General features: G+C 42.4%; 8 protein-coding genes. 3 read left to right on the top strand and 5 right to left on the bottom strand.

The window, feature by feature from the left end:
• On the top strand, nt 1-182 hold a 182-nt coding region (locus C5745_RS20540), incomplete at its 5' end, for a hypothetical protein (RefSeq protein ID WP_207795857.1).
• Nucleotides 154-765 carry an HAD family hydrolase gene (locus tag C5745_RS19140; protein ID WP_105718624.1) on the top strand — a complete coding sequence of 204 codons (612 nt, stop codon included), beginning with the start codon at nt 154-156 and terminating at the stop codon, nt 763-765. The genes C5745_RS20540 and C5745_RS19140, both read left to right, overlap by 29 nt.
• 19 nt (nt 766-784) lie before the next feature.
• Here the strand turns inward: C5745_RS19140 and C5745_RS19135 are convergent, their stop codons facing one another.
• Nucleotides 785-2068, bottom strand: a complete 1284-nt coding sequence (locus C5745_RS19135; RefSeq protein ID WP_105718623.1) for an outer membrane beta-barrel protein — start codon at nt 2066-2068, stop codon at nt 785-787.
• Nucleotides 2069-2081: 13 nt separating this feature from the next.
• A complete protein-coding gene (locus C5745_RS19130) occupies nt 2082-2693 on the bottom strand; it encodes an RNA polymerase sigma factor (RefSeq protein ID WP_105718622.1) in 612 nt (203 codons plus the stop codon).
• Between the two features lie 290 nt (nt 2694-2983).
• Between C5745_RS19130 and C5745_RS19125 the strand changes: the two genes are divergently transcribed.
• The gene (locus C5745_RS19125) at nt 2984-3844 is read left to right on the top strand and encodes a universal stress protein (RefSeq protein WP_105718621.1); all 861 of its coding nucleotides are present in this window, start codon (nt 2984-2986) and stop codon (nt 3842-3844) included.
• Here the strand turns inward: C5745_RS19125 and cmk are convergent.
• Genes cmk through topA form a run of 3 tightly spaced genes read right to left on the bottom strand, consistent with a single transcriptional unit; the run spans nt 3841 to nt 7334 of the window.
• Nucleotides 3841-4524 (bottom strand): (d)CMP kinase, encoded by a 684-nt coding sequence (cmk, locus tag C5745_RS19120; protein WP_207795856.1) that lies wholly within the window; start codon nt 4522-4524, stop codon nt 3841-3843. The genes C5745_RS19125 and cmk overlap by 4 nt on opposite strands.
• Nucleotides 4524-4937: a hypothetical protein gene (locus C5745_RS19115; RefSeq protein ID WP_105718619.1), complete on the bottom strand. Its 414-nt coding sequence runs from the start codon at nt 4935-4937 to the stop codon at nt 4524-4526. The genes cmk and C5745_RS19115 overlap by 1 nt, the downstream gene beginning before the upstream one ends.
• Nucleotides 4938-4943: 6 nt before the next feature.
• The gene (gene topA / locus C5745_RS19110) at nt 4944-7334 is read right to left on the bottom strand and encodes a type I DNA topoisomerase (protein WP_105718618.1); all 2391 of its coding nucleotides are present in this window, start codon (nt 7332-7334) and stop codon (nt 4944-4946) included.
• Between the last annotated feature and the right edge of the window lie 181 nt (nt 7335-7515).

Genomic DNA, 7515 nt, shown 5'->3' with positions numbered 1-7515 from the left:
AACAGAACATGCCTTCCGGTCTTCCCAAAACCATTACAGAATCAGAAAAACAGAAAACCTTCGATAAAAATATTGGGAAACCTCCAAAAATGAAAAAGCCGCCTCAGTTATTTTTGAGACGGCCTCTATCGTATTTTTATGTATTTTTGCGGCATGAATGCGGAATCACAGAAAAAGTTTGAACTCTTACAGGAAAAATCTAAACATTTTAGCGCGTTATTATACGATGTGGATGGGACGCTGGCCGATAATATGCCTGCACATAAAGCCGCATACGTAGCGGCCGCAGCAGAATATGGAATTGACCTGGACGACAATATTGTTGAGGAACTTGCCGGCTGGCCGACAGTCGACGTTGCGGCTGAAATCAGTAGACGCTATCATAAGAATATCGATACGCTGGCTTTTGCAAAATTGAAATCCAATATATTTATTGAGCAGTTTATCCATCAAACTAAACCCGTGGACTTTGTCTTACACCACCTTTTGGAAAATGTAGGAAAAAAGAAGATTGGAATTGTTTCGGGAGGTTCTCGTTCGACCTTAAGCATAACCTTGGACGTCATCGATGTTATGGGTAAATTTGAGACATTGGTGTGTGCGGGCGATACACCCCAAGGCAAACCATCTCCGCAACCCTTTCTCTTGGCTGCCGAGCAACTTCAAGTAAGCCCTGCTGATTGCCTCGTTTTTGAAGACGGCGACCCCGGTGTTCAGGGAGCGATAGCTGCGGGCATGGGCTGGGTAAGGGTTGACAAAATATAATATAGGTCAGTTAATCCTATTAGAAACTTGTCATAATACGTATACCACCATTCGTATAGTTCATATCGGCCCGTCTAAATTGACCTACTGGAAACTTCACAAACGGTTCAATAGAAATTTTCATTGTTTTGCCTATATTCGTTCTTCGACCGACTGAAAAATTGACGAATCCCCCAAACCCATTGGTATTTATATTTTGATCGTCGCTTTTCCGGGTCGTTTCAACCGTACTAACCAAATTTTCAGTAGGACTATCCGAATCGGATGCGCTGGAATAGGTCGGTATGCCAGCAGATTGCTCATAATGGTCATAGCGTTCCTGAGACAAGACAGCCGCATATGAAACTCCTCCTGTCGCATATAATTGTCTCGTTAGGTTATACCGTATTTCAAGGGGAATATCTAAAGTTTGCACTTTCCCAGTTACAGCATTTAAATTAGGAACAAAAAAATTATCGGTACGAAGCATCGAGGCTTGTTTAGAAATAACCTGATCTGCATCCTTTATAGGGGCTTCTGCTCGCTTTATTTCTTCGCCGACTTCCTTTACGTGTGATTGCAACATCCCCACCTCGTATTGATTAAAAGACGCGCCAGTACGGATGGCAAGCTTATCATTAAACTGATAAGCAAGCACTAGTCCTCCGCCGAGATCGAAGCTTCGGTCGGTAGTCGATGGACTTACAAAAGCGCCCAATTCAAACCTATCTGTCAAGCGTAGTTTCTTGGGAGACAATTGACGAGCCATTTCGTTTTTATAAGCAAAATGGGGATCAATTTGTTGACCTTTTATTAAATCATTGTCCGACGGCGTAGCTGCAAATGATTTATTGTCGTCGCTAAACACTATTAGGTCAGGTACTTTAGGCTCCGTTTTTAGCATAGACAGGTCGACCAGACGTGTCATGTCAGACATTTGTATAGCTTTTCTATCTAACGTCACGAGGTCTTTCTCTTTTACCCTATCATTCTTCGGTGTAACCAAGGCTAACCTATCCCGCCCCTCTTCTACTTGTTTGTCAGCCGGCTCCTCTCTGGGCACGGGGAAAGGTGCTACAGATTCCCGATCGCTTGTTACAACACGGTGTGGCTCATTAGAATTCTGCCAATCCTTAAACAATAAAATAAAGCCAGCAATAGCAGCTACTGCCGCTGCCGCCCAAAGAGGCCCAAAACGTCTTACTTTTCCAGCTGGCTCATGTTTTGCCTTATAAGCTTCCCAGGCTCCCTCTTTATACGGAAGTTCCTCGGCATTCTTAAGCCCTTCTCTAATGAGATCGATAAGTTCTTTACTATCTTTCATGTCCCCTTATCATTTAAGAATGTATATTATGCGAGATGCTGAACTCTGCTATATACAATTTTCGTAAGCGCTGTTTGGCGCGTGTCAAATATGTTCTCGATGTACTTTCCGGAATGTTGAGCATCGTTCCTATTTCTTCGTGTGAATAACCTTCGATTTCAAACAAGTTAAAAATGGAGCGTTGGATATCCGGCAATCGCTTTAGAAGTTTCATAATATCTTCCACGCCCAACCTATCTGTCATCATCACCATATGCGAGCTTATCTCTTCATCTGATGTATCCTCTAAAAAGCTTGTTGGCTTTCGCGTTCGCAACAAATCTATTGATGTATTTACTGCAATGCGTGCTAGCCAAGAACGAAACGTTTTTTCCAACGCTTCCCCATCGGCATGCATTTCAAATGAAGCTATTTTTCTAAATGCTTTCACGAAACTTTCGTTCACAGCTTCTTCCGCCTCCATCTCTGCCGTAATATAGCGAAGCACAACTGCCATGACATAGCCGTAATATTTTTTATATACAAACGATTTACCACGCTCACTTTTACCCACGACACAATCTTCCAAAGCCTCTCGTAAGGTCAATGGTCTCGCCTTTTTCCAATATTGCTGAACAATTTTCACTTAAAATCGCCTGTTCGGGTATGCCAATTTAACGAATTAATCTTCAATTACCAGAACAGAGAGCTAACATTCTGCCATATATCTTTGTTTTATTTATAGCGAAACGTTTTTCTTTTACAAAACGCTACAGCCTCAAAAAAAGATTATATGCAAATAATCTGTTCTTTAAGGTCGTAATGGTATATCAGATTACTTTATCTGTGCTTGGAGATCATGGATATTTCATGTCACAAAGCTTGTAAAAATCAAGAAAATAATTTAACTTGCTGTATGATATAAAACTTAAAGTTATGAGAAAGATATTATTCCCCACGGACTTTTCAAACGCAGCAAACAATGCGTTTATATACGCTCTGCATCTGGCCAACGAAATGGATGCCAGCCTATACGTCGTCCACACGTATATGCAACCCGTGTTATCGGCGACACATGCTGGACAACCCGAACTCGTACCGGAAGTATATGAAAACTATGAATTGCATCAATTCGAGAATTTCAAGAAACATACAGCGGACCTCCATAAAATGGCAAATGAATACAACCTTTCCAGTGTACCGCTGACTTTTCTTTTTGAAGAAGGTACAGTCGTTGCTAACGCCCAGCGCATCATCGAAATGGAGGGAATTCACCTAATCGTCATGGGAACAAACCGGGCCGATGGTGTAATCGATAAAATCTTTGGTTCAAATACCTTGGGAGTCATCCGTGGTGTAAAAACACCTGTCTTATCTGTGCCAAGAGAAGCAAAATATAATGGCATCAATGAAATTTTGTTTACGACGCTTTTTCGAGAAAAAGACGAAGCGGCTTTACATCAAATCATGGAGATTGCAGATAAATTTGGTGTAAAAGTCAAATGTGCACACGTCTTAAAAGAGAAAAACGTTGATATTATCGGTGTGACCGATCGTTGGCAGAAAATGTTCCCGCACGACAACCTTGAATTCGTATTGCTGGACCTAGATCAATCGGTAGAACATACGTTAAATCAATACATCGAAAGCAATCGCATCGATCTACTTTGTGTGGTAAAGCGAAACAAAAGCCTGCTGGAGCGCCTGTTCAGGTCGAGTATGAGTAATCGACTACGTATGCATGCAAACACCGCAACATTAGTGCTACAGGAAGGAGATGATCCAGGGGCATTTTAATGCCCGCTCTTTTTTTTCTCATATTCGCTTAGCACTATCTCTAGCTGCTGGTCCTGCGTCAAATCGGAATTATCTATAACAATAGCGTCTTCCGCCTGTCTTAATGGGCTTTCTTCGCGTGTGCTATCGAGGTGATCTCGGTGGGATAAATTCTGTCTTATCTCCTCTATTGAAACCGATTCACCTTTAGCCAACAACTCAGTTAATCGTCTTCGTGCGCGTACATCCGGGCTTGCAGTCATAAATATCTTCAAATCCGCGTCAGGGAATACAGTTGTACCGATATCTCGTCCATCCATCACAATGTCTCGGCGTTTCCCCAAATCCTGTTGTTGTTTGACCAACGCATGCCGCACCTCCTTGAGTGCGCTTACTTCACTCACTTTTTCTGAAACCTGCATTGTTCGGATTTCCTCCGAGACATCTTCGCCATTCAATAAAATGCATACCTTATCAGTGCGAGGTATAAAATCAATATGAATCTGTTCCAGAGCAGCGTTGATTTCCGCTGTATCCGTTAAATCGATGTTGTGCCTCAAAAAGTACAATGTCACGGCACGGTACATAGCGCCACTATCTATAAATACGAACTGTAATTTCTTCGCTACCGCTTTTGCAACCGTGCTTTTTCCGCAAGACGAAAATCCATCAATTGCGATTATAAAATTCACTCGTTCCATTATTTACGCCCTCCTATTACAATTCCAGGTTTATTTACTAGCGGAACTTTGACTAGATTTTCGTCGACAATGCTTTCAGGTAGAAAGATATATTTTTTATCGTAAATGGTCTTATCAATATAATAGCTTAACCAATACTCGTTCGTCAATCCGAATACCTGCGGATCGATTGCTTCGATTTTATAGAATGCCCTTGCTTCTATTTCACCTAAAAAATGACGTAATACTGTTGTTTTTACCTCTCTTCCGTCTTTTTCGCCATACCCTTTGGATGATACAATGACATTCGTAAGCGGTAATTGTTTTTCATTAATCAAATACACATTCCAGACCTTTTCTGAGGGTGTAGAGCTTTCTAGCACTACCGCAATGGAAATATCTTCTACAAGATTATCGGGTAAATCCTTTTTCATTCCCGTTTATTTCTTCGATTTAGTTGTAGTCTTTTTAGTTGTAGTCTTTTTTGTCGCCTTTTTAGCTGTAGCCACTTTGGCAGCAGCCTTCGCTTTTCCTTTCGGATCGGCTTCTGCCCATTTCAGCACATCCTCGTATGTAATCTTATCGATATCTGTACCTTTCGGAATTTTTACGTTTTGCTTGCCAAACCGGATAAACGGCCCCCATCGACCATTTTCGATTCGAGCATCTGGATTCTCCTCAAACACGCGAATCACTTTTTCCCTATCTTTCTTGCGTTTTTCCTGGATAATCTGGGTTGCATCTTGTTCCGTCACGTCCATTGGATCCATTCCTTTGGGCAACGAATAAAACGCACTTGCATGACGGATGTATGGACCAAATCGGCCGATAGCTACTGTCATCTCTTTATCCTCAAACAGGCCGACCTTTTTAGGAAGTTTGAATAGGTCCATAGCTTCATCAAAGGTGATAGTTTCGATCATCTGCCCCTTACGTAAGGAGGCGAAGCGTGGCTTTTCTTCATCATCTGCAGAACCAATCTGCACTAGCGGGCCAAATCTTCCGACACGTACGCTCACGGGTTTTCCCGTCGCGGGATCCGTTCCTAATTGCCTTTCGTGGCTTGCACGCTCAGCGTGTTCCAACGTATCTTGAATGCCTTGGTGGAATGGTTCGTAAAAATCCTTTAACATCATTGTCCACTCTTTACCACCCTGGGCAATTTCATCGAATTCCTTTTCTACTTTTGCTGTAAAATTATAGTCGATAATATCATGGAAATGCTCCACTAAAAAATCGTTTACCAACACGCCGATATCGGTCGGAAACATCTTCGCTCGCTCCGCTCCTGTCGTTTCTGTCTTTATTTCTTCCAAGACTTTATTATCCGCAATCTGGAGTACAACAAATTGCCTTTCTCTACCGTCCCTATCCTCTTTAACCACATAGCCTCTATTTTGTATAGTGGAAATAGTCGGCGCATATGTAGAAGGACGTCCAATCCCCAATTCTTCCAGCTTCTTCACCAAGGACGCTTCGGTATAACGGGCCGGTGGACGCGAAAAGCGTTCCGTGGCACTCATCGCCTTTAGTGTCAGGCTCTGATCTTTGTTTAGTGGAGGTAACAATGTGTTTTCCCCGTTTTGTTCGTTGGTGTTTTCGGATTCCTCGTCTGTAGATTCCATGTAGACTTTTAGAAAACCATCGAATCTCATCACCTCTCCCGTAGCTACGAGTTCTTCCCGTCGGGTAGAAACGGATATTTTAGCTGTCGTTTTCTCGAATTCCGCTTCACTCATCTGTGATGCTATGGCACGCTTCCAGATCAACTCATACAAACGACGTTCCGCGGGATCGCCTTCAACGGTATGGTGCGAAAAATAAGTTGGACGGATAGCCTCATGTGCTTCTTGCGCGCCAGCAGATTTAGTTTTATATCGACGTTGTTTATGGTAATTTTCGCCGTAAGCATTAACAATCTCCTGCTGTGCGGCCTGAACAGCGGTATCACTTAGGTTAACGGAATCGGTACGCATATAGGTAATATGCCCAGCTTCGTACAGTCTTTGCGCGACTTGCATTGTCCGTGCTACAGAGAATCCCAGTTTTCTACTGGCTTCCTGCTGTAACGTGGATGTCGTAAACGGAGCTGCCGGCGAACGCTTCCCGGGCTTCTTTTCCAATGAACTGACCGCGAAAGCAGCCTGTATGCTATCTCGCAAAAATGCTTCTGCATCACTTTTTTGCTCGAAACGTTGTGGCAATTCTGCCTTAAATTGCTCTCTTCCGTTACCAGTCGTAAATTGCGCCACAATCTTAAAGGAGGCTTCCGCGGTAAATTTATTGATCTCTCTTTCTCGCTCGACAATGAGACGGACAGCAACAGACTGTACCCGGCCAGCAGACAACGAAGGCTTTACCTTCTTCCATAAAACAGGCGAAAGCTCGAAACCAACCAAACGATCTAATACGCGACGTGCCTGTTGGGCATTCACTAAATTATAATCAATTTTACGGGGCTCGTCTATGGCTCTCATGATGGCTGGCTTTGTGATCTCATGGAAAACGATACGCTTCGTTTTATCGTCTTTTAGCGACAGTGTTTCAAACAAATGCCAGGAGATGGCTTCTCCTTCTCTATCTTCATCGGAAGCTAACCACACCGTCTCTGCAGCTTTAGCTAATTTCTTTAACTCGCTAACCACAGCCTTTTTATCAGACGGCACTTCATATTTTTGTTTAAAGTTGTTTTCTACGTCAATGGCGTCATCCGTCTTCACTAAATCGCGGATATGACCATAACTAGACTTTACCAAAAAGTCCTTTCCTAAATATCCTTCTATTGTTTTGGCTTTCGCCGGTGACTCTACAATCAGTAAATTTTTTGCCATTTATAATGAATGATTTTTGCAAATAAAGGTATTTCAAAATGGAATGCCAATAATTTTCATTAGAATAATTTGTTTTTTTATGGTAATGAAGCTTGCATGAATTGTTCGTATCCTTTTTGAAAGGCAATTCATGCAGGTTTCATCTATTTATTTTTCTTTCTGACGGCTGACGAGATCTCGG

It is taken from the genome of Sphingobacterium haloxyli (genome assembly GCF_002980525.1).
Taxonomy (GTDB): Bacteria; Bacteroidota; Bacteroidia; order Sphingobacteriales; family Sphingobacteriaceae; genus Sphingobacterium; species Sphingobacterium haloxyli.
The sequence above is the reverse complement of the archived record's forward strand: the minus strand, read 5'-3'. Positions and strand labels throughout refer to the sequence as shown.

Bases quoted from the DNA above. Each gene is read 5' to 3' on its own strand.
- C5745_RS19115 (WP_105718619.1), bottom strand. From the start codon at position 4,937: ATGAAAAAGGATTTACCCGATAATCTTGTAGAAGATATTTCCATTGCG.
- C5745_RS19135 (WP_105718623.1), bottom strand. From the start codon at position 2,068: ATGAAAGATAGTAAAGAACTTATCGATCTCATTAGAGAAGGGCTTAAG.
- cmk (WP_207795856.1), bottom strand. From the start codon at position 4,524: ATGGAACGAGTGAATTTTATAATCGCAATTGATGGATTTTCGTCTTGC.
- C5745_RS19125 (WP_105718621.1), top strand. From the start codon at position 2,984: ATGAGAAAGATATTATTCCCCACGGACTTTTCAAACGCAGCAAACAAT.
- C5745_RS19140 (WP_105718624.1), top strand. From the start codon at position 154: ATGAATGCGGAATCACAGAAAAAGTTTGAACTCTTACAGGAAAAATCT.
- topA (WP_105718618.1), bottom strand. From the start codon at position 7,334: ATGGCAAAAAATTTACTGATTGTAGAGTCACCGGCGAAAGCCAAAACA.